Origin of the sequence: Salinicola halophyticus, from assembly GCF_003206695.1 — a bacterium.
GTDB lineage: Bacteria > Pseudomonadota > Gammaproteobacteria > Pseudomonadales > Halomonadaceae > Salinicola > Salinicola halophyticus.
In genome coordinates this window covers 364835-384567 of record NZ_PZJN01000003.1, presented here as the reverse complement: position 1 = coordinate 384567, position 19733 = coordinate 364835, and the positions used below count along the sequence as shown (strand labels likewise).

23 protein-coding genes and 1 tRNA gene are annotated in these 19733 nt (G+C 61.0%); 12 read left to right on the top strand and 12 right to left on the bottom strand.

What is annotated here, in order from left to right; genetic code table 11:
* The first annotated feature begins 132 nt into the window (after window positions 1-132).
* The gene (locus tag DOM58_RS03885) at window positions 133-999 is read left to right on the top strand and encodes a hypothetical protein (protein ID WP_110691823.1); all 867 of its coding nucleotides are present in this window, start codon (window positions 133-135) and stop codon (window positions 997-999) included.
* A 92-nt stretch (window positions 1000-1091) separates the two neighbouring features.
* A complete protein-coding gene (locus DOM58_RS03880; protein WP_075562326.1) occupies window positions 1092-2801 on the top strand; it encodes a potassium/proton antiporter in 1710 nt (569 codons plus the stop codon).
* Between the two features lie 71 nt (window positions 2802-2872).
* On the opposite strand, the gene DOM58_RS03875 is transcribed toward DOM58_RS03880, so the two are convergent.
* From DOM58_RS03875 to DOM58_RS03850, 6 genes are all read right to left on the bottom strand, one after another.
* On the bottom strand, window positions 2873-3088 hold the full coding sequence (locus DOM58_RS03875; RefSeq protein ID WP_075562325.1) for a hypothetical protein: 216 nt from the start codon (window positions 3086-3088) through the stop codon (window positions 2873-2875).
* A gap of 164 nt (window positions 3089-3252) precedes the next feature.
* Complete coding sequence (locus DOM58_RS03870; RefSeq protein WP_110691822.1) at window positions 3253-3555, bottom strand: hypothetical protein; 303 nt, start codon at window positions 3553-3555, stop codon at window positions 3253-3255.
* Between the two features lie 164 nt (window positions 3556-3719).
* Window positions 3720-3962 (bottom strand): DUF1654 domain-containing protein, encoded by a 243-nt coding sequence (locus DOM58_RS03865; protein WP_075562323.1) that lies wholly within the window; start codon window positions 3960-3962, stop codon window positions 3720-3722.
* Window positions 3963-4108: 146 nt separating this feature from the next.
* The gene (locus DOM58_RS03860; RefSeq protein WP_110691821.1) at window positions 4109-4360 is read right to left on the bottom strand and encodes a hypothetical protein; all 252 of its coding nucleotides are present in this window, start codon (window positions 4358-4360) and stop codon (window positions 4109-4111) included.
* Between the two features lie 454 nt (window positions 4361-4814).
* The gene (locus DOM58_RS03855) at window positions 4815-5276 is read right to left on the bottom strand and encodes a lysozyme inhibitor LprI family protein (RefSeq protein ID WP_110691820.1); all 462 of its coding nucleotides are present in this window, start codon (window positions 5274-5276) and stop codon (window positions 4815-4817) included.
* Window positions 5277-5601: 325 nt separating this feature from the next.
* Window positions 5602-5692 (bottom strand) — tRNA-Ser (locus DOM58_RS03850).
* Between the two features lie 164 nt (window positions 5693-5856).
* Between DOM58_RS03850 and DOM58_RS03845 the strand changes: the two genes are divergently transcribed.
* The 6 genes from DOM58_RS03845 (at window position 5857) to DOM58_RS03820 (ending at window position 8657) form a co-directional block, all read left to right on the top strand.
* A complete protein-coding gene (locus tag DOM58_RS03845) occupies window positions 5857-6528 on the top strand; it encodes a Bax inhibitor-1/YccA family protein (protein WP_075562320.1) in 672 nt (223 codons plus the stop codon).
* A gap of 121 nt (window positions 6529-6649) precedes the next feature.
* Window positions 6650-7042 (top strand): sulfurtransferase complex subunit TusD, encoded by a 393-nt coding sequence (gene tusD / locus DOM58_RS03840; protein WP_110692045.1) that lies wholly within the window; start codon window positions 6650-6652, stop codon window positions 7040-7042.
* The gene (tusC, locus tag DOM58_RS03835; RefSeq protein ID WP_110691819.1) at window positions 7039-7425 is read left to right on the top strand and encodes a sulfurtransferase complex subunit TusC; all 387 of its coding nucleotides are present in this window, start codon (window positions 7039-7041) and stop codon (window positions 7423-7425) included. Before tusD ends, tusC begins: the two co-directional genes overlap by 4 nt.
* Before the next feature lie 16 nt (window positions 7426-7441).
* Window positions 7442-7732 carry a sulfurtransferase complex subunit TusB gene (gene tusB / locus DOM58_RS03830; RefSeq protein ID WP_110691818.1) on the top strand — a complete coding sequence of 97 codons (291 nt, stop codon included), beginning with the start codon at window positions 7442-7444 and terminating at the stop codon, window positions 7730-7732.
* Window positions 7732-8082, top strand: a complete 351-nt coding sequence (locus DOM58_RS03825; protein ID WP_075562318.1) for a TusE/DsrC/DsvC family sulfur relay protein — start codon at window positions 7732-7734, stop codon at window positions 8080-8082. The genes tusB and DOM58_RS03825 overlap by 1 nt, the downstream gene beginning before the upstream one ends.
* 26 nt (window positions 8083-8108) lie before the next feature.
* Window positions 8109-8657, top strand: a complete 549-nt coding sequence (locus DOM58_RS03820; RefSeq protein WP_110691817.1) for an acyl carrier protein phosphodiesterase — start codon at window positions 8109-8111, stop codon at window positions 8655-8657.
* A 78-nt stretch (window positions 8658-8735) separates the two neighbouring features.
* Here DOM58_RS03820 and DOM58_RS03815 read toward each other — a convergent pair whose 3' ends face one another.
* From DOM58_RS03815 to DOM58_RS03795, 5 genes are all read right to left on the bottom strand, one after another.
* The gene (locus DOM58_RS03815) at window positions 8736-9965 is read right to left on the bottom strand and encodes a molybdopterin molybdotransferase MoeA (RefSeq protein ID WP_110691816.1); all 1230 of its coding nucleotides are present in this window, start codon (window positions 9963-9965) and stop codon (window positions 8736-8738) included.
* Window positions 9958-10488 carry a molybdenum cofactor biosynthesis protein B gene (gene moaB, locus DOM58_RS03810; protein ID WP_110691815.1) on the bottom strand — a complete coding sequence of 177 codons (531 nt, stop codon included), beginning with the start codon at window positions 10486-10488 and terminating at the stop codon, window positions 9958-9960. Before moaB ends, DOM58_RS03815 begins: the two co-directional genes overlap by 8 nt.
* Entirely contained in the window at window positions 10485-10820 is a 336-nt protein-coding gene (locus DOM58_RS03805) for a DUF1244 domain-containing protein (RefSeq protein ID WP_075562314.1), read from the bottom strand. The genes moaB and DOM58_RS03805 overlap by 4 nt, the downstream gene beginning before the upstream one ends.
* Window positions 10821-10937: 117 nt before the next feature.
* Window positions 10938-11570, bottom strand: coding sequence for a helix-turn-helix domain-containing protein (locus tag DOM58_RS03800; protein ID WP_075562313.1), 633 nt, complete (start codon window positions 11568-11570; stop codon window positions 10938-10940).
* Between the two features lie 102 nt (window positions 11571-11672).
* On the bottom strand, window positions 11673-12608 hold the full coding sequence (locus tag DOM58_RS03795; RefSeq protein WP_110691814.1) for a histone deacetylase family protein: 936 nt from the start codon (window positions 12606-12608) through the stop codon (window positions 11673-11675).
* A gap of 153 nt (window positions 12609-12761) precedes the next feature.
* Between DOM58_RS03795 and DOM58_RS03790 the strand changes: the two genes are divergently transcribed.
* From DOM58_RS03790 to DOM58_RS03775, 4 genes are all read left to right on the top strand, one after another.
* Window positions 12762-15554: a bifunctional acetate--CoA ligase family protein/GNAT family N-acetyltransferase gene (locus DOM58_RS03790; RefSeq protein ID WP_110691813.1), complete on the top strand. Its 2793-nt coding sequence runs from the start codon at window positions 12762-12764 to the stop codon at window positions 15552-15554.
* A 186-nt stretch (window positions 15555-15740) separates the two neighbouring features.
* A complete protein-coding gene (locus DOM58_RS03785) occupies window positions 15741-16943 on the top strand; it encodes a quaternary amine ABC transporter ATP-binding protein (RefSeq protein ID WP_075562310.1) in 1203 nt (400 codons plus the stop codon).
* A complete protein-coding gene (locus DOM58_RS03780) occupies window positions 16943-17785 on the top strand; it encodes an ABC transporter permease (protein ID WP_075562309.1) in 843 nt (280 codons plus the stop codon). Before DOM58_RS03785 ends, DOM58_RS03780 begins: the two co-directional genes overlap by 1 nt.
* 177 nt (window positions 17786-17962) lie before the next feature.
* A complete protein-coding gene (locus DOM58_RS03775) occupies window positions 17963-18847 on the top strand; it encodes a glycine betaine ABC transporter substrate-binding protein (RefSeq protein WP_075562308.1) in 885 nt (294 codons plus the stop codon).
* A gap of 200 nt (window positions 18848-19047) precedes the next feature.
* Here the strand turns inward: DOM58_RS03775 and pdxH are convergent, their stop codons facing one another.
* Window positions 19048-19698 carry a pyridoxamine 5'-phosphate oxidase gene (gene pdxH / locus DOM58_RS03770; RefSeq protein WP_110691812.1) on the bottom strand — a complete coding sequence of 217 codons (651 nt, stop codon included), beginning with the start codon at window positions 19696-19698 and terminating at the stop codon, window positions 19048-19050.
* Window positions 19699-19733: the final 35 nt, after the last annotated feature.

The following is a 19733-nucleotide window of genomic DNA, read 5'->3' as shown; positions in this document are numbered from 1 at the left end:
CTCGATCGCGCCTGCAGCCAATTTCACTCTCAGCCCGCGTGACGGGCACCCCTATCCAGTGCCCCGAATTGTACGCCGACCAGCGCCGCCTGCCCACCGGCGATGGCGGCGCTCCTGCAAGGATGATGTTCATTGACGGCATTCGACGACTCGCCCCACGCCTCCCCCGAACTGACGCGACGGGTATCGGTATTGACCGGCAAGTCACTGACGCCGCTGGCGCTTCGCTGGCCGGACAGCGCCAACTGGCTGTGGCGCAGTGAGGAACTGTCGCCACAACTGTTCAAGCTGGCGAGAAGGTCGACGACGACCGACCCGTTCTGGCGAGGTCTTCAGCGGCTGTTCGGATTTGACCGCTGGCAGTCTGCGGAAGCCTTGACCCAACTACCGGGCATGCTGCCGCCGCGACTCCCGCTGGCTCCGCTGCCGATGACCTATCTGGGGCGATTGCAGGGCGCACCGCTCTGGAGCCTGCCCTGGCGGCGGGCGAAACCGCCGCCGATGGGCTTGGCGCTGGCGCAACATCTGGGCCATCAGCTGGGAATCCTGCATCATGAGGCGCTGCCGGGGTTCGGCCATCCCGCGGGCGATGTGGCGCCGCTGTCGCGTTGGCCGGAACGGGCCCGGCGCTTCCTCGAGCATCATCCCCAGCGTGACTGGGTGGGTGGGGCGCCGATCTTTCCGGTGCCCACACGGGCCGTCTGGTCGCTACCCGACCTGCGTAGCGATCAGTTCCTGGCGGGGGCGACGGACTGGCTCTGGAGTGACTGGGAAGCCCTGGTGTGGGCGCCGCTGGAATTCGATCTGTGTCTGCTCGAACTGATTCTCGCCACCGCGGGCCAGCGTGACGCTTTCGTCACCGCGTATCGTCGCTATCAGCCCCTGCCCGCGCTCGGCGCGTATCGTGCCGGTATGCGGGTATTGGCGCTGGCGTTATCGCTGCATGGCGAAGACGGAAAAAACTGGGTATACGCACACCCTCACTGGCTAAAAGATTAAATTCACAGCACTTTTCAGCGCCGCAAGCTTTCGCGGACGTGGCATACTGTGGGTTGAATCTTGCCCTTTCAACCTGACCAACGGGCTCAGTCTTGGACTCGATCAATAGCCTTTTCCTCGTCTGCGGGGCACTGATAGCCCTCAGCATCCTGGCCAGTCGCGTCTCGTCGCGAATCGGCGTACCGCTGCTCGTCATCTTTCTGGGTCTCGGCATGCTCGCCGGGGAGGAGGGTGTGCTTGGCCTGCAGTTCGACGATTATTCCCAGGCGTTTCTGATCGGCCATCTCGCGTTGGCGATGATCCTGCTCGATGGCGGCCTTCGCACACGCTTCAGGACGTTTCGCGTGGGCCTCAAGCCCGCGCTCTCGCTGGCGACCATCGGCGTCTTCCTGACCAGCGGCATTGTCGGCCTGCTGGCGATGTGGTTGCTCGATCTGAGCCTGGTCGAAGGTTTGCTGGTGGGCGCGATCGTCGGCTCGACCGATGCCGCGGCGGTGTTCTCGATGCTCAAGGGCCAGGGCGTCAATCTCAACGAGCGGGTAGGGGCGACGCTCGAGATCGAGTCCGGCACCAACGATCCGATGGCGATCTTCCTGACCATCACGCTGGCCGAGCTGTTGACGGGAGCCGTCGGTGGGGTCTGGGATACGCTGATGCACTTCATTCTCCAGTTCGGCCTGGGTCTCGCGGTCGGACTGGGTGGGGGCTGGGTGTCGGCCAAACTGCTGCGCTGGCTGGACCTGGCGCCGGGTCTCTACTCTCTGTTGGCCTTGGCCCTGGGATTCTGCATTTTCGGCGCGACCAGTGCCGCCGGTGGCAGCGGGTTCCTGGCCATCTATCTCACGGGGCTGATGATCGGCAACCAGCCGGGCCGCCATCTCAACCATATTCTGCCGGTGCATGACGGGCTGGCGTGGCTCAGCCAGATCGGTCTGTTCCTGGTGCTGGGGTTGCTGGTGACGCCGTCCGAGATGATCGACTACGCCATCCCCAGCGCGATTCTGGCAGTGGCGTTAATCGTGCTGGCGCGTCCCGTCGCGGTGATGGTCTCGCTGCTGCCGTTCTTCAATTTTCGTTGGCGAGAACTCTTTTTCATCTCCTGGGTCGGGCTTCGCGGCGCGGTACCCATCGTGCTGGCGATCTTCCCCGTCATCAGCGGTGTCGAAAACGCCTCGCTCTATTTCAACGTGGCGTTCTTCGTCGTGTTGATTTCGCTTCTGCTTCAGGGGTCGACGCTGGCACGCGTCGCGGTCTGGATGCGCGTCGTGCTGCCGGAGAGCACCACACCGGATCGGCGAGGGCAGCTGGGCGTATTGCCCGAAAACGACTACGAGATGTTCATCTACAAGGTCGAGAACGAATCGCTCGATGACGTGCCGATTCGCCTATTGCGTCTACCGTCAGGCACGTTGATCTCCGCGATTTTCCGCCAGCACGCGATGCTGCACCCCAAGGGGAGTACTCGCCTTCGTCTGCGCGACGTCATCTGTCTGATCGGGCGAACCGGTGATCTGCCCTCCCTCAACCGCCTGTTCAATGGCGAAGCCAAACTCAAGCGGGAGCGTGCTTTCTTCGGCACGTTCACGCTGGATGGCGAGGCACTGATGCAGGAAGTGGCCAACGCCTACGGCTTGACCTTGAGCCCTGGCGAGCAGGAGATGACGCTTGGGGAGTTCGTGGCGCTTCGCGTCGGAGGCCATCCCGTGGTCGGGGATGACGTCGATTGGCACGGATTTCACTGGGTCGTCAACGAAATGGAAGGTAACCGCGTAACCCGTGTCGGCCTGCGTCTCTATCACTGAGCTAACAGTGAAGACAGCGAAGGGGTGCTGGGCTCAATTTAGCGGCAGCCCAAGAAAGAGACCGAGGCGTACTACTCGACTTCAGCCTCGTCGGTGGGATTATCCAGTCGCTTGCCGGTCTCGCGGGATGTCATTCGGTTCATGCTGTCGGCACGTTTCTGAGCCTGGGAGACATCGGCAAAATGGCCGAGGCTGCCACCGGTATCGCCATCATAGACCTCGTAGCAAACCTCGGCCGGATTACCCGGTTTGTGAGTCTTTCTGATCTCGACGAACGGTTCTGACATGATGGAATCCTCCTGAAAAGGGGTCGGCTATCAGGTTAGCCGAGTGGCTCGTGTTGTACAGCGGCGCGGCGGTTGTCGCCAAGGCGATGATTCGCCGACGGTACTGTCACTTGATGTCACTTGATGTCACTTGATGAACAGCTCCATGAATGACGCATGACCGCTCAATCTGGATCCAGATCCCACTGCAAACCGAATTGAAGGCCGTTGATGGCCTCGTCGATGAGGCCGTCGTTGCGGCCGCCATTGCTATCGTCCGCTTGCTCTCTCGCCACCTGCGTCTGAGGATCCGGCCACCCACGCCTGGCCATGCATAGCTGATACTCGGGTTCACCGCTGATCTGATGTGTCTGACGCTCGCAGGTATTACTGTCCTGCAGGAAATTCGTGGCCGTCAGCCGCGGCTTAGCCGACACACAGCCTGCCAGAAGAAGGGGAGCGATGAGGAAAATTAACGCGCGGTACATTGGCTACATCACTGAAGACTAGGTTCAGGGTAGCACCGTTCAGGCCCGCATCCGCATCGTCAATCAAAAAAAGCCTAGATCCACCCGCCATTTACGATATCCGACAAGACCGGTGTCGTGAAAAAAGATGCATTGTGGCCGCACGAGTGACCACACGGATGGCTTCACGAAGCGAGGCCCGAAGTAGACGAGCACCAGTTGAGCAGGATGTCGTGACGAGTGATGTGTATGACATGAATTCTGTCGCTGTCATCGAACTGCTCGACGAGCCGCTCCCATACATTCACGGGCTCGCCTTCGCCTCGACTGATCGTCACCTGATGGCGACGATTGGCGTGCGCCACCGAGATAAGCTTTTCCACACGGCGTCTGAGTCTGGCTTCAGGCGTTGGAAAGGAAATGACCATCGAAGGCTCCGCAATTACTGTTTATCCATACAGTATCGAGCAGAATAGACCCGAAAACAATCTCGATGCCGAAATGAAGCCGGCACGGCGCGACGGCTGGCCCAGCTTGCCGCCGTCAGGCTCGAAAGCGGCATCGCTCGAGAGAATTACTGTGGATGACTCTCCATGTAAGACTCGAGCGCAGACATGGTGGTCTGCATATCGTCACAGAAAGACTGGGACGGCTCGAAGTCAGCGCCACTAGCCAGCTTCTTCATCTCTTCATCGTGATTGGAAACCTGACCATTCTCCCGCAGGCCCCGCGCCATGCTGGTCAGATCCTGCTGGGTCTGCTGCGGATTATCGCTGCTGGAAATGTAGTCATCGATCTGCTGCGTCTGCTCGCTGACATGCTTCATCAGGCTATCCGAGGTGCATTCGAGATCGTCTGCAGCCGCTTGAGCCGAAGCGAATACAGCGCCGAACACAGCGGCATAAGCAATATTTCTTTTAAAATTCAAAGGAGTATCCATTTTTAAAGCATTGGCTACCTACTATGACAGCTTTGGCTTCTGCAGCCTAGGCCGTGAAGGAGCCCCAGCGATAGAAGCAATAGCCACACCGACTTTGAGATCTACGTCGCTCGGCGATAACTACCAATATGCGGGAGTCGCATCGATTGAGCAGCGTGAAGACCAATAATCCGACGCGAAAAAAAGCTATCCGCCGGAAAAGCTTGGCTGGTCTTGATTGGCTTGTGGCGCTATAGAAGATGCATTGGGCTGCCCACGGCAGAGGCGCTGCCTCGGCTACAATGGAAAGTTGTAGGCGATGCTGACCTACATGGCGGAACGGGCTCGAGCGTCGAGCTCTTTATATTTTCGGCTCAGGTAACGCAGGAGCGCTCGAGTCGGGTGTGGCGATGAAGTCCTCCCAGATTCGATGTGTACGTTCCTTCGTCAAATCGACGTAGCAGCGCCTTGCGGCTGAATCCCTCAGGCTACCTGTGCCATAGGAGTCGTAAACGTGCCTGCAATAGGTGCTGACGTACTCTTTCCAAGCAGCGCTCTCCTCAGAAAGATCTATTTTTTTGACTTCGTCGGGAAACTGCTCATGGCCTTGATCGAGTGACGCCTGAGCTACCTTCAGATAACGATGTAGTTCTTCGTCGACCTCTTTCGCGACACTTGTCAGGCATTCGTTCATATCGGCCGTTGAGGTTCCACTGGTGCATGGCCATCCATCATTATCTGCTTGGGCGACGGAGCAAGACATCAACGACAACAGCAGACAGCTCGTCGAGAAGCAAAGCGGGAAGTGAGTAGGGCGAGTCATTGTAGTTTTCCTTGAACGGGATTCGCTTAGATTGATATAGAGTGCCGGGCTCGGAAAGCGCTATTTCGCCACCCGTGCTGCCTGACCGAAGTACGGCTTGTCTTCGACGACGGGCTCAAAGTCTCGGTTGCGAAGCTCGGTCGCGACGATGCTCTATATTACTGAAATGCAGGATTTCTCAGTCTGAGCCAGCTTGCAAGCCGCGAGAGATACTGGCGAATACGCGTGGGTCGCTGATCGGGAGGAAGAAGAGGGCGGTTTGACAGGTCCAGAAACGAGAAAAGCCCCGCAGCACAGAGGCTTACGAGACTTTACAGATGTGGCGTGGCGGAGGGACAGGGATTCGAACCCTGGGTAGGCTATTAACCTACGCCGGTTTTCAAGACCGGTGCATTCAACCGCTCTGCCATCCCTCCGGCTTACGGCGTGGAATACTACCAGCTGATCCGAATACGTCAACAGGTTCTTTAGCTTTCAACAACTTATTTCGCTCCGAGCCGGTCGTATAACGCTTGTCAGGGGAACTTTGCAAGGGCATTGTGGTCAATGGGTGAGTTTCAACAGAACTGAGGGGACTACAATGGATTTTCGAACGTCGCACGACATCACAGATCGTCGATCGAGCGCGGTCAGCACCAATAAGGTGTTGCGTAACACCTACATGTTGCTGGCCATGACGCTGCTATTCTCTGCCGTGACCGCCGGCGCCGCCATGGCAATGGGCGTCACGCAGCTCAACATCTTCGTGTTCTTCATCGGGGCTTATGGCCTGATGTTCCTGGTTCACAAGACTGCTAACTCCGGCGCGGGCATTGCAGCGATCTTTGCCTTCACCGGGTTCATGGGTTTCACGTTGGGGCCGATCATTGACCTCTATCTGTCGATTCCCAACGGCGCACAGCTGGTGATGACGGCGCTGGGCATGACGGCCGCGACGTTCCTGGGCCTGTCTGCCGTTGCGCTGATCACGCGCAAAGACTTCAGCTTCCTGGGCAACTTCATGATGGCAGGCGCCATCGTGCTGGTACTGGCCATGGTCGCGGCAATGGTCTTCAACATCCCCGGCCTGGCTCTGGCGGTATCAGCCGGTTTCGTGCTGTTCTCGTCAGCGGCGATCCTGTACCAGACCAGCGAGATCGTGAACCGTGCGGGTGAGACGAACTACATTCTGGCGACCGTCACGCTCTACGTGTCGATCTACAATCTGTTCCTCAGCCTGCTGTCGATTCTCGGCGTCATGTCTCGCGACTAGCGATCATGGTGTGACATAGGCTGTCTCGGGGCCCCACTACGGTGGGGCCCCGTCGTTTGATACCATGTCACCGGTTCGAACCTCTATGACCGATCGAAGGAACGGGAGCCGCGGTGTCATGCTGAATTACGCGTTGCTGGTCCATGGCGCGCCCTATAGCCACCAAGCGGCGCTGTCGGCGTTGCGTTTTGCGGATACCGTCGTCACGAGCGGGCACCGGCTGGTAAGCGTGTTTTTCTACCACGACGGTGTGCACAATGCCTCGGCGTTGATGTCGCCGCCGCAGGACGAAGTCCATCTGGCCGAGGGCTGGCAGCGGCTGCACCAGGATTATGGTACCCAGCTGCTGGTCTGCATTGCGGCCGGTCTGCGGCGTGGCCTGTTGAGTGCCGACGAAGCCAACCGTCATGGTCTGGCCTCGCACAATGTCGAAGCGCCGTTCGAACTGACCGGCATTGGCCAACTGGTCGATGCCATGCTCAACAACGATCGACTGATCACGTTTGCCCCATGACGAGTGTTCACGTTTCCGACATCGAGCCGCAGGACGTATTGATCGTGCTGCGTCATCCGCCCCACGGCAGCCATTGGCTACGCGAAGGAATCGACGTGGCGCTGGTCGCGGCGGCGTTCGGCCAGCGTGTGGGTCTGCTGTTTCAGGGCGATGGCGTCTATGCGCTGCTGGAAGGTCAGCAGAGCGGCGCGCTGGGCCAGAAGGGCACCCATCCACAGCTGGCGATGCTGGAGATGTACGATATCGATTCGCTATGGGTCAGCGCAGCGGCGCTCTCCGAACGCGGCCTGTCGGTGGACGAGTTGATGTTGCCGGTGAAACCCTTGAGCGCCGAAGCGGTGGCCGAACTGATACAGGCCCAACCCCATACACTGATTTTCTGAGTCCGGAACGCATCCCATGCTGCTGCATCTGCTTAACCGATCTCCGCAGTCGACGGCCGTCTATCGAGACCTGGGCGAGGCTTTCGGCGTGAATGATCAGCTACTCCTGATCGAAGATGCCTGCTACGCAGCGCTGCCCGCTGCCAGCGGCGTCCTCGCGGCATTCGGGGGGCGGATTTCGGTACTCGAGGAAGATCTGGTATCTCGCGGCCTGGCGGGGCGAGTGAGCCCGGCCATTACCGTGGTGGATATGAAAGGGTTCCTGGCCTTGACGGAAACCCATGAACGCTGTGTGAGCTGGTTCTGATGGCAAAGACGACGGCAAGAACCTTGATGGTGGAAGGCCAGCCCATCGCGCTGGACCCGGAAGGCTATCTGGTATCGCTCGACGACTGGTCGGAGCGCGTTGCCGAAGCATTGGCGGCGGAAGACGGTCGAGAGCTGACTTCCGAGCATTGGGAAGTGATCGAGGTGTTGCGTGACTTCTACCAACGCTTCGAGGCGGCACCAGCCATGCGCCCGCTGGTCAAGGCGGTAAAGCAGTCGCTGGGCGCGGAGAAGGGCAGTTCGATCTATCTGATGAAACTCTTTCCCGAAAGCCCGGCCAAGGTCGGCGCTCGGTTGGCCGGCCTCCCCAAACCGACCAACTGTCTCTAGTTCATGATCTTCCTGGAATTTCGGCCATGAATTTTCTCGCCCACGCCTGGCTCTCCCGCCACGGCAGCGATGATTTTCTCTACGGCAATCTGATCGCCGATGGCGTAAAGGGTGCGCACCTAGAGTCCTGGCCGATGGCAGTGGCCGCTGGCATCCGCCACCACCGTCGGGTCGATGCCGGTATCGATCATCACGCCGAAGTTCTACGGTTGTTACAGATGGCGCCGACAGCGCAGCGGCGTTATACCGGTATCGCGCTGGACCTGGTATGGGATCATTTTCTGGCTAGCCGCCATCCGGATGCGGCGCTGGTCGAACGCTGCTACCGGGTACTGGGCGAGCGCGAGGCACCCGCGCGTCTGGCCAGGATGGTGCCGGTGATGATCGAGGGTGACTGGTTGCAGCGCTACGCGGACTTCGACTTCACCTGCCGCGCCATCGCGGGTATCGGTCAGCGCCTACGTGGCCCCAATCAGCTCGCGGCGCTGACGCCTTGGTTGCGTGACGAGTACGCCAATCTCCAAGCCGCCTTCGTCACGCTATGGCCGGAGATGCAGCACCGCTTCAGCGAATGACGCGATGCCGACGCCGCCTGCGGTCTGAAGGCATAATCATCTGGCTTTCGTCATCCATGCTTCGTCGTCCAGGCTCCGTCACCGGAGCCACAGACAGTCGACGCGGTCGCCGGGGCGGATATGGCTGTCGGCCGGAATCACCGCGAACGCATTGGTCGCGGCGCAGGAAGTCAGTACCGCCGAGCTCTGTTCGGAATAGACGCTTGCGACGATACGCTCGCCGTGGAATTCGAGATTGGCGCGCATGTAATGGCGCCGCCCCTGGGTATGGGCTTCGAACTGCGCTTCAGCGCTAATCACCGGAAGCGACTCCCTGTCACGACAGCCCTGGAGCCGCCCAAGCAGCGGCCGGAGATAAAGCCAGGCACCGACGTAACTCGATACCGGATTGCCGGGCAGGCCCACCAGCCGCGCGTTGCCGATCGTTCCCAGCGCCAGCGGCTTACCCGGGCGCATCGCTAGACGCCACAGCGAGAGTTCGCCGAGCTGCTCGAGAGCCGGCTTGACGTGATCCTCCTCGCCGACACTGACGCCGCCCGTGGTCACAATGACATCGGCCTGAGCCGCGGCTTCCCGCAGTCGCGCCAGCGTGGTGTCGAAATCGTCCGCCACCTTGACCTGGCTGACCAGGTCACCGCCGAAGTGGCGGATCAGCGTGGCCAGCATCGGGCCATTGCTGTTGTAGATCTGGCCGCGAGCCAGCGCCTGCCCCGGTTCGATGATCTCGTCTCCGGTCAGCAGCAGCGCCACTTTCGGGCGTCGAACCACGTTGACCGTCGACAACCCTTGCCCCGCCAGCAATCCCAACGCCGCGGCGCCGAGGCGAGTGCCTGCCGCGAGAAGCGGGGTGCCGGCGCTGACGTCGAGCCCTCTTAGACGCACGTTCTGGCCGGGCTGGGTAGCCGGAATCATCGCCTCGTCCCCGTCCAGCTCGACGTTTTCCTGAATCGCCACGCAGTCCGCGCCGGGCGGAATTTCGCTACCCGTGAAAATGCGGGCGCAGGTGCCGGGGGCAAGCGGCTGTGCGGGGTGGCCGGCAGGAATGCGTTGGGAGATCGGCAGACGCCGGCCGCTATCTTCGCTGGCCAGCGCGTAGCCATCCATGGCGCTGTTGTCGGCCGGCGGCACGTCGATGGTGGCCAGCACGTCTTCCGTCAGCACCCGATCATCGGCATCGACACAGTCGATGATTTCACCTTCGAGACGCTCGACACCATGGAGCAGCGCTTCCAGCGCCTGCTCGACGCTCTGGAGTCCATCCGTGGGTCCTTTGGCGCTCGATTGTCCGGTCGTGGATCGCTCAGCCATGAAGTTGCGTGCCTCGCTCGGGGATGACCAGGTTGGCGAAGTTGCACGGCCGGTGACGGCTATCCAGCTGCTCTTCGAGGATACGATCCCAGCCGGTGCGGCAGGCGCCGGTCGAACCCGGCAGGCAAAAGATCACGGTGGCGTTGGCAAGCCCGCCCAGACAGCGGCTCTGAACGGTGGAGCTGCCGATCTCCTCGAACGAGAGCTGGCGAAAGAGTTCGCCAAAGCCCTCGATGTGCTTGTCGAGCAACGGCTCAATCGCTTCCGGGGTGGAGTCGCGGCCGGTGAAACCGGTGCCACCGGTGGTCAGCACCACCTGCACGCCAGCATCGGCGATCCAGGCTGCCACCACCGCACGGATCTGGTAGATGTCGTCCGGCACGATGCGCTTCTCGACCAGACGATGGCCGGCGCCTTCCAGGCGTTCGACGAGTGTCTGGCCGGAACGGTCACTGCTTTCGTCACGCGTGTCCGAGATCGTCAGCACCGCGATCGACAGCGGGATCATGGCCGATTCGTTCATGATTCCCCCTTGCCGTCTTCAGTTGCCGCCTTGCGCGCTTGACGAGCTTCCAGTGCGGCGAGCTGCTCGTCGCTGGCCGGAGCCTGATAGTGCGCCTTCCATTCGGAGTAAGGCATGCCGTAGACATACTCGCGCGCCGTTTCGTAATCCAGTTCGGTTCCGCGCTTCTCGGCCGCAGTGACCAGCCACTTGGAGAGACAGTTGCGACAGAAATCGGCCAGGATCATCAGGTCGATGTTCTGGACGTCCTTGTTGTCATCCAGATGGCGAAGCAGGCGCCGGAAGGCGGCGGCTTCGAGTTCGGTACGGGTCTGTTCATCGAGGTGATGCATGATGGGCTCCTGTCGTCTCGGAGGTGAAAGGTTCGGTACCCGCGTCGATGCCGAGTGTTCGAGGCAATCGCGCGACACAGGAATAGTCGACGAATCGTGAGAATAGCCGATGAATCGCTACTCGCCGTCGCCGGGAGTGCAGACCGAGAGCACCACGGCATCGGCATCGCTGGTGGAGACCAGGGCATGGCCCATGTCGCTGTCGAAATAGAGCGAATCTCCGGCGGTCATCGCCAGCGGCTCGTAGAATTCGGAATAAATCAGAATCTCTCCCTCGAGAATCATCAGAAATTCCTCGCCATCATGGCGAACCCACTCCTGAAACTCCTCGAAACGGCGTGCGCGCACGATCGTCTTGAACGGGATCATCCGCTTCTGCGCCAGCTGATACGACAGCAGCTCGTGTTCATAGGTCGGCGTGGGATGCTGCTTGCCATCGCCGCGGGGCGTGAGATCGCGACGTCCGCTGGATTGGCGCTTGGGCTTGGTGGGCTTGAGCAGTTGGGGCAGATCGATGCCCAATCCGGCAATCAGTTTCTGAACGGCGGTGAACGTCGGCGAAATTTGGTTGTTCTCGATCTTGGACAGCGTCGAACGCGCCAGGCCGGTACGGGTGCTGACATCGCCCAGCGTCCACTGATTCGAAAGCCGTATCTCCTTGAGCCGCTCACCCAGACGCAGGGGTTCGACGAAGGCTTTGCGACCGGCGGCGATACGCAGCGCGGCATCCTGATCGTTACTGGCGGCCATGAAACTCTCTGTCAGGAGCGTGAAAAGTCGTTGACGGCATGAGGGCGAAGAATATCACAGCCAGTCGCTCGGACTCTGCGCCGAAACCGACCTGACGGCGTGTCAGGGCGAATACGGTTGCCCCAGCAGCGCGGTCAGGTGGGCTTCGACGCTCACAGGCAAGGTCTTCAAGTGATAACCGCCTTCCAGCACCGAGACCAGCCTGCGGCCGGCATGTCGACGCGCGATATCCATGGCCAGTGTGGTGACCCAGTAGAAATCCTCGTGATCGAGAGCCAATTGCCCCAGTGGATCGTCACGATGGGCATCGAAGCCGCTGGAAAGCAGCACCAGCTGAGGGCGATGTCGTTCCAGCGCCGGTAGCCATTCGCGTTCGACCGCGTTTCTGAAACCGAGGCTGCCGGTGCCGGCCGCCAACGGCGTATTGACGATGTTGGGCCAGTCTCCCGTCAGATAGCGCCAGGGGTAGAAGGCTTCCTGATAGCTGCTGCAGATCAGGATCGCCGGATCGTCGTGAAAGATGTCCAGCGTGCCGTTGCCCTGATGGACATCGAAATCGAGGATGGCGATACGCTCGATGCCGTGGACGGCACGAGCGTGGGCCGCCGCCACCGCGACGTTGTTGTAGAAGCAGAACCCCATCGCCAGCGACCGTTCGGCGTGATGGCCGGGGGGGCGCACGGCACAGAAGACATTGTCGGCGCGATTGCCGCAGACCAGATCGACGCCTCGTACGGCAGCGCCGGCGCCCAGCGCCGCGGCGTCCAGCGAATGCGGGCCCATTCGCGTGTCGCTATCGAGCTGATGGAGGCCGCTTTGCGGTCGCTGCGTGTCCAGCGCACTGAGGTAGTCTGGCGCATGTACGCGTTCCAGCTGGAGCCGCGTTGCCGGGCCGGGCTCGGACTGCATGGTCTGCTGGAGCAGGCCACTCAGCATCAGCCTGGCGCGGATGGCCTCGAGCCGCATTGGCGACTCCGGATGGTGAGAGCCCATGTCATGCAGCGCGATATCGGGATGCGTGAGATACGAAGTGATCATTGAGACTCGCCGGCCGGTTCGAGGTGGCTTCATTCTGAGCCAGAGCAGCGGCTGCGTCACACCGTCACGTGTCGACTTTGGTCTATGAGCTGAACCTCAACGGTCTGACCGTGTAGGGTTGAAACCCTCATAGCCGATGTCGAGAGGTCCACCGTGGCCACGCAGTTCTTGCGCCGATTCTTTGCTCCCCGCTCGCTGGTAGTGGTCGGAGCCTCCCCCAAACCCGAATCCATCGGGGGGATGGTGCTGCAGAATTTGCTTCAGGCGGGATTTTCCGGCCCGCTGTGGGTGGTCAATCCGCGGGGCTACAAGGAGGTTCATGGCGTGACCTGCTTTCGACGCATCGCCGATCTCCCCGAGACGCCGGATCTGGCCGTGGTCTGTTCACCGCTGGAAAGCGTGCCCGAGGTGCTGGAGCGATTGGGTGACAGGCAGGTCCGCGCGGCGCTGATCGTCTCGGGCGGGGTGTCGCTCGACCCCGATTCGAAAGCCGGCGCGGCACTGCGTCGACGCCTGCAGAGAGCGACGCTGCGTTCCGGCATGCGCGTGCTCGGTCCTGAGTGTCTGGGTGTCGCCGTTCCGTCCGTGAAGCTCAATGCGACCTATGCCAGTCAGCCGATCAGCGATGGCACCGTCGCCTATCTGGGTCAGTCGGGCATGCTGGGCAATGCGATGATCGATTGGGCCGCCGGGCGCGAAGTCGGCTTTTCACACCTGGTGACGCTGGGCGATAGCCTCGACGTTCAACTGCCGGATGTCATTGACTACCTCAATCAATCCGGTCGTTGCCGAGCCCTGCTGCTGCATCTGGAAGACGTCCGCAACGCGCGCCACTTCATGACGGCACTGCGCGAGTCCTCACGCAACCGGCTGGTGCTGGCGATCAAGAGCGGGCGCACTGCCGAGGCAACACTGAGTCCGGTCCCGGCGACGGCCGGGATCGACCGACGCGACGCCATCGTCGATACGGCACTGGCCCGGGCCGGCGTGGTGCGGGTCGCGGATTCCGACGAGCTGTTCGATGCGTTGGAGACGCTGTCACGATTCAAGCCCCCCAAGGGTGATCGTCTGGCGATCGTCTCCAACGGCGTGGGCCCGGCGCTGCTGGCGATCGACAAGCTGATCGACGGCGGCGGGCTGCTGGCCGAGCTCAGCGAGACATCCGCCCAGGCGTTGGTAGCCCAGAAGCTGGATGTCAGCCGGCCCGGGCGCAATCCGGTCGATCTGGGGGGCAGGGCTACCCCGGATCACTATCTGCGCGCGCTGGAGATCGTGACCCGCGACCCCGGCGTCGACGCGGTGCTGGTGTTGCATGCACCGACACGTCTGGCACCGTCGCTGGCAACGGCCAACGCGCTGGTCGAGGCGCGCCAGCGTTTCCGCCATCGCCTGCTGGTGAGCTGGATGGGTCTGAAGGAGGCGCTCGACGCCCGCGCGGCCTGCAACCGAGCCGGCATTCCCAGCTACGTGTCGCCGGAAAAGGCCGTGAGAGCGTTCCTCCATCTGGTGCGCTACCGGCAGGTCCAGCGACTGCTGCAGGAAACGCCGCCGTCGTTACCGTTCGACTCCGATGCCGAAGTGCGCCGGCGCTGCCACGCACTCGTCGACGACGCCCTGGTGCGCCAGCGGGATCGGCTGACGCATCAGGAGACCGGCGAGATTCTGAGCGCCTACGGTATCGAGTGCGCGCCCAGCGAATACGTGTTCGATCTGGAACAGGCGGAGCGCGCCACCGAGCGGCTGCCAGGACCCTGGGCGGTCAAGATCGTCCACCGAGACAACTGCGAGCCGTTTCGCGACGGCGGGGAGTCGCGCCGGCCGGCGACCTCGCTGATTCAGGATCTGGAACAGCCGGGTCGCGTGGTGGACGCCGTCGTGCGGCTGGAGTCGCAGGTCAGCGAAATGCTGCCGGACAGCCCGATCTACAGCTACTGCCTGCAGACCATGCAGCGCGGCAAGGGTTCGCTGCAGCTCTGCGCCGGGATCACCCGGGATGCGGAGTTCGGCCCGGTCATCGTCTTCGGCAGCGGGGGCTACAAGATCGACGTCATGGCCGATCGACAGACGGCGCTGCCGCCGCTCAATCTGCGTCTGGCGCAGGAGTTGATCGATCGCACCCGGGCCGGCCGACTGATTCGTGAACACAGTCACGACCCGCAGGACGCCGTGGCCTGGGTTTCGCGGTTACTGGTCAAGTTATCCCAGATGGCGTCGGATCTGCCACGACTCAAAGGCCTGGAGATCAACCCGCTGCTGCTCAATCAGGAAGGGTTGATGGCGGTGGATTTCGCGCTCGACCTGGGGGAACCGTCGACGCAGGCGATCATGCCGTATCCGGAACAGCTGCGGGAGACGGTAGTGCTGAAAGGCATGGAAGTCGACATCCGCCCGATCCGGGGTGAAGACGCGCCGTTGATCACTCATTTCCACACTTTTCTTTCCGAACAGAGCATCCGCTACCGCTATTTCCACCACAAGGCGGTGCTGTCGACCCGGGATCTGGCCCAGCTGAGCCAGATCAATTACGACCGCCAGATGGCGTTCATCGCGGTGCGGCGTCGTGAAGCGGTCGACCAAACAGAGGCCCCGGGTACCAAGGCGGCCGACAATGCGCCAGCCGGCGAGGAGATGCTTGGCGTCGTGCGGGTCTGGAACGATCCCGACAACATACGCACCGAGTTCTCGATCATTGTGAGGGACGATCTTCATGGCGTTGGCCTGGGGCGCCGCCTGATGCAGAAGATGATCGACTACAACCGACAGGTGGGGACCCTAGCGATGGTGGGGACGATTCTGAGCGACAACCTGCCGATGCGGCGTCTGCTGGCTGGGCTGGGATTCGAGCTGCGCACCAATGTCGAGGAGGGCGTGCTCGAAGCCACGCTGCGGCTGAACGATCCCCAGAGCGAATGGCAGCGTCACCGTCTGGAGACGGCGCTGGATTGAACGTGAACGAGGGAGAAGAAGGGGTGATGGAAGTTGAACGCCCATTCAATTATAGGATATTGTCGTTTGAAGGGTTATCGATAAAACCGTATGATGCGAAACCTAATAACACTAACAGATACCGTTCGACACGCGTCTTAACGACGTCGTAGAGGACTTCTTCTGCTTTGCCAACCTAGGCCTGACATGACCGACACACAGCAAACCAAGATTCAAGTGCGAAACTTGAGCAAGGTGTTCGGCGACGACACCAAGAAAGCGCTCAAGCTGCGTGACGAGGGTCTCAATCGTGCCCAGATCCTCGAGAAAACCGGGCAGACGCTCGGTCTCTCCAACATCAACTTCGACGTCCGCGAAGGTGAGCTTCTGGTCATCATGGGGCTTTCCGGTTCCGGAAAGTCGACATTGATCCGTTGCTTGAACCGGCTGATCGAACCGACCGAAGGCGACATCATCATCGGCGGGGAGAACATCCCCCAGCTGAGCGACAAAGCCCTGCTGCACTGCCGTCGTCGGCATTTTTCGATGGTGTTCCAGAACTTCGCGCTGTTCCCGCACCGCACGGTGCAGATGAACGCCGAATACGGACTCGAGATTCGCGGAATCGCCAAGGCCGAACGGGCCGAGAAAGCCAGGAACTCGCTCAAGCAGGTCGGACTCGACGGCTGGGAGCATGCCTATCCCAGCCAGCTTTCCGGCGGCATGCAACAGCGTGTCGGGCTGGCCCGGGCGCTGGCCAACGACTCCAGTGTGCTGCTGATGGACGAGGCCTTCTCCGCGCTCGACCCGCTGATCCGGCGTGACATGCAGCAGGAGCTGATCGAGCTGCAGCACCGCATGAAGAAGACCACGATTTTCATCACCCACGATCTCGACGAAGCGCTCAATATCGGCGACCGCATCATTCTGCTGCGGGATGGCGAAATCGTGCAGATCGGCACGCCGGAAGAGGTGCTGACGAACCCCGCCGATGACTATGTGGCGCGTTTCACCGAAGGCGTCGATCGCTCCCGCGTCGTCACGGCCCGTCGGGTGATGCGCCCGGTTCGTGCCACGGCCCGTCATGATGACGGCCCGCGTACGGTGCTGCGCAAGATGAGCGAGAACTCGCTGGATTCGATCTACGTCACCGATCGCGAGCGCAAGCTGCTGGGGATTCTGGAGGCGGAAAGCGTCGAGGAAGCGGCCAAGGCCGGCAAGGATACGATTCGTGATCTGGTGGTGACGGATTTCCCTCACGTGGGTCCGGAAGAACCGCTGGCAACGCTGTATCCGATGTTCAAGGGCAAGAGTTTTCCCGTGGCGGTCATCGATGACGAGCAGCGGCTGCTCGGCGTGGTGGTCAAGGGTGCCGTACTCGAACAACTGGCGCAGACGGGAGAACACTGATGGATTTCGATATTCCAAGAATTCCGCTGGGCGACTGGATCGAGAGCGGACTCGACTTTCTGACCACCGAATTTTCCGGCGTGACCCGGGCGATTTCCCGGGGGACGCAGGCCGGCATCAATTTGCTCAACGACGGTTTGATGTGGTTGCCTGAATGGGCGCTGATCTTGCTGGTCGCGCTGCTGTGCTGGAAAGTCGGCGGTCGTCGTCTGGCGATCGGCGCCTTGCTGGGCTTGGGCCTGATCTGGAATCTGGGTCTCTGGGATCCGATGATCCAGACGCTGACTCTGGTGGTCATCGCCACTTTGATCGCCATCGTGATCGCGCTGCCGCTGGGAATTCTGGCAGCGATATCCGATCGCTTCTATCGGGTGATCATGCCCATTCTCGATTTCATGCAGACGATGCCGGCGTTCGTCTACCTGATTCCAGCCATTCCGTTTTTCGGCATCGGCTCGGTATCCGGCATCTTCGCCACGGTGATCTTCTCGATGCCGCCGGCGATCCGCTTTACCACTCTCGGGATTCGGCAGGTGCCGAAAGACCTGATCGAGGCGGCGGATGCCTATGGCTCCACGCGTAGCCAGAAGCTGGTCAAGGTTCAGTTGCCACTGTCGCTGCCGACACTGATGGGCGGTATCAACCAGACCATCATGCTGGCGCTGTCGATGGTCGTGATCGCGGCGATGATCGGCGCCAACGGCCTGGGTAGCGAAGTGTGGCGCGCGATCCAGCGCTTGCGCCCCGGCGAGGGTTTCGAAGCCGGTATCGCGGTCGTGATCATGGCGATGTTGCTGGACCGCCTGACGCAGTCTTTCAGCGGTAAAAAGAAAACGAAATAAGCATAAAGCAGCGTCAGATTCTCAAAGGCCAGAGTCCCGAAAGCCAGGGCCCCGAAAGCCAGGGTCCAGAAAGCCAGAGTTTGAAGTGTTAGAGATTGAAGAGCAGGAGCCCGATGCTGCCAGCGTTTCGCCGGCAGCATCGGTAGCGGTACGCAAACCACAAGAAGGGGAAAGTCGATGACACGTAACGTAATGTCGCAAGCCGTTCGCTATGGCGCCTTGATGATGGCCGCCGGCATCAGCATGACCGCCGGTGTCGCCCAGGCCCAGGACGACAAGGGAACCATCAAGCTGGCCTACGTCGAATGGGCATCCGAAGTCGCTTCCACCAACGTGATTCGCGCCGTACTCGAAGAACAGGGGTACGACGTCGAAATGAACTCTCTGGGTGCCGCCGTGATGTGGCAGGCCGTGGGAACCGGCGATGCCGACGCCATCGTGGCTGCCTGGCTTCCGACCACGCACGGCGACTATCTCAAGAAAGTTCAGGATGATGTCGAAGATCTCGGCCCCAACCTGGAAGGGACCAAGCTTGGGCTGGTCGTACCGGAATACACCGATATCGACTCGATCGATCAGCTAAACGATCACGCCGATGAATTCGACGGCAAGATTGTGGGGATCGATCCGGGCGCGGGCCTGATGTCACAGACCGAAGATGCCATCGACGAATACGGCATCGACAAGCTGCAGCTGCAGTCGAGCAGCGGTGCCGCCATGACTTCGGCGCTGGCCGATGCGGTCAAGAATCACGAGGACATCGTGGTGACCGGCTGGACGCCGCACTGGATGTTCGCGCGCTGGGATCTCAAGTATCTCGACGATCCGAAGAAGGCCTATGGCGATGCCGAGCACATCAGCACCGTCGTGCATAAGGGCCTGAAGGACGAGATGCCGCAAGCCTATGCGATTCTCGACAATTTCAACTGGACGCCGGATCAGATGGGCGAAGTCATGCTCATGAACCAGAAAGACGGTTCGGATCCTTACGAGAACGCCAAGAAGTGGGTCGACGAGCATCCCGATGTCGTCGCCGAATGGACTGACGGTACTGCCGACTAACGCAGCCCCGCGTCAATCCCAAAAGAACGCCCGGTCATGATGGCCGGGCGTTTTGCGTTCTGGGCTTGGAAATCTCAGTTCGGGAAACCGTAGCCTCGGAGATCACTGCCTCAGAGATCTCAGTTCAGGAAGCCACGGGCTCGGAAACCTCAGTCTGAGAAGCCACAGACTGGCACGTCGAGCAGGTTTCCCGAAGGCCGTCACGGCGCCAGACGGGTGCGATGCCATTCGGTGGCCTGGCTGTCTCGACGGGTGTAGCGCACGCGATCATGCAGACGGCTGCGCTGCCCCTGCCAGAACTCGATCGTCTGCGGCACGAGCAGATATCCGCCCCAGTGCGGCGGCCGTTCGACCGGCTGGTCGGTGTAGACCTGCTCGAAGCGTGCCAGGCGTTCTTGCATCCAGTCCCGGTTGGGAATCTCGACGCTTTGCTGCGAAACCCAGGCGGCCAGCTGGCTCTTGCGAGGGCGGCTGGAGAAATAGTCGTCAGACTGCTGAACATCTACCTTTTCCACGCTGCCCTCGACCCTGACCTGCCGCTGCAAAGCGGGCCACCAGAATACGACCGCGGCATTGGGCACGTGGGCGAGCTCGTTGCCTTTCTGGCTCTGATAATTGGTATAGAAGCGGAAACCCTGCGGGTCGAAACCTTTCAGCAACACCACACGGGCGTGGGGATGCCCCTCGCTGTCGACCGTCGCCAGGGTCATGGCGTTGGCGTCCAACCCTTCACTTTCGATGGCTTGGTTCAGCCAATCCTCGAACAGGGGAAGTGGCGTGTCGGGGGTATTTTCCGGCGCCAGGGCTTCGCCTTCGTAATCCCGTCGCATACCGGCGAGGTCGCTCATCAGTGATTCTCCATGCGTACGCTATGAATGGTGACCAT